This is a genomic window from Nostoc sp. KVJ20, from assembly GCF_001712795.1.
In the GTDB taxonomy this organism is placed as follows: Bacteria; Cyanobacteriota; Cyanobacteriia; order Cyanobacteriales; family Nostocaceae; genus Nostoc.
This window is the reverse complement of the sequence record NZ_KV757828.1, coordinates 1-1,131: the sequence shown is the minus strand read 5'-3', so window position 1 is coordinate 1,131 and position 1,131 is coordinate 1. Positions and strand designations below refer to the sequence as shown.

Annotated in this window: 1 protein-coding gene; it reads right to left on the bottom strand. The window is 43.1% G+C overall.

Annotated features, from left to right (window positions below; translation table 11 throughout):
- Window positions 1–34 precede the first annotated feature (34 nt).
- A complete protein-coding gene (locus A4S05_RS37990) occupies window positions 35–826 on the bottom strand; it encodes an IS5 family transposase (RefSeq protein WP_069074889.1) in 792 nt (263 codons plus the stop codon).
- Window positions 827–1,131: the final 305 nt, after the last annotated feature.

The window sequence follows — 1,131 nt, the reverse complement described above, 5'->3', positions numbered from 1 at the left end:
AGAGGATGTTTTAAAAGTCGAAGCGAGTCAAAAATTATGCCAGTCGCCTGACCATAATCCGGATCATCGCAATGTAAATAAAAGTCTCAGAGGTTTCTGGTAGTCGTTCATAATCTTTACTTAAACGCCGACACCAGTTAAGCCAACCAAAAGTTCGCTCAACAACCCAGCGCTTTGGTAAATGGACAAAACCTTTCTTTTCCAAGGGTCGAAGCACAATTTCCACAATCCAGCGAAACATATCCATCACCCAACGCATAAATTCTTCGCCTCGGTATCCTCCATCCATCCAAATAGTGTGCAACCGCTTTACCTGATTTCCCGTATCATGAACTCGTTTGAGGACTTGTTTAGCTCCTTGGCGCTCTGGAAGGCTTGCAGAGGTAACTAACACTCGTAAAACTAGTCCTAGTAAATCTACACTCAGATGTCGTTTCCGACCGTGTATTTTTTTGCCTGCATCATAACCTACCTCTTGGGATATCATGGTTGCTGTTTCCACCGATTGACTATCGACTGCTGCTTCTGACGGGCTAGGTTCACGTCCTGCTGCCACGCGAGTCCATTGGTATAATTTGTCGTGAATTTTTAACCAAGTTCCATCTTGGCTCCATCTCCAAAAATAACCATAAACAGTAGACCATGCAGGAAAATCCCCTGGTAATCCTCTCCAAGTACATCCTTCACAAAGTACGTAGAGAATAGCATTGACAACGGTGTATATAGCTATCCTACGAGGCCGACCCCCTGCTTTCGGTAAGGGAAACTCTTTTTCAATCAATTCCCACTGTTCCCAACTCAGGTTACTACGATATGCTTTAGTCATTTGCTCACAAGGTGCTGATGCTTATAATTTCAGCTTAAGCCTTGTGAGCTTTCTTACAATTGCCCCCCACTTTTAAAACATCCCGATACCTTGACCACGAGCAGCTTTTTGGACGAATAACTCAGAAATATAACCTTGGAGTTTGGGAAGAAATGGACAAGGTAGCCAATGAATCTATCCGTCAATCAGTTCTTGCCATACTACTACTCTCTGCATAAAACAAATTATCCTTGGAGACACAAATATTATGACTTCCCAACACTTTGACATCAAACCAATCGCCGGACGTATCGGTGCAAAAATCA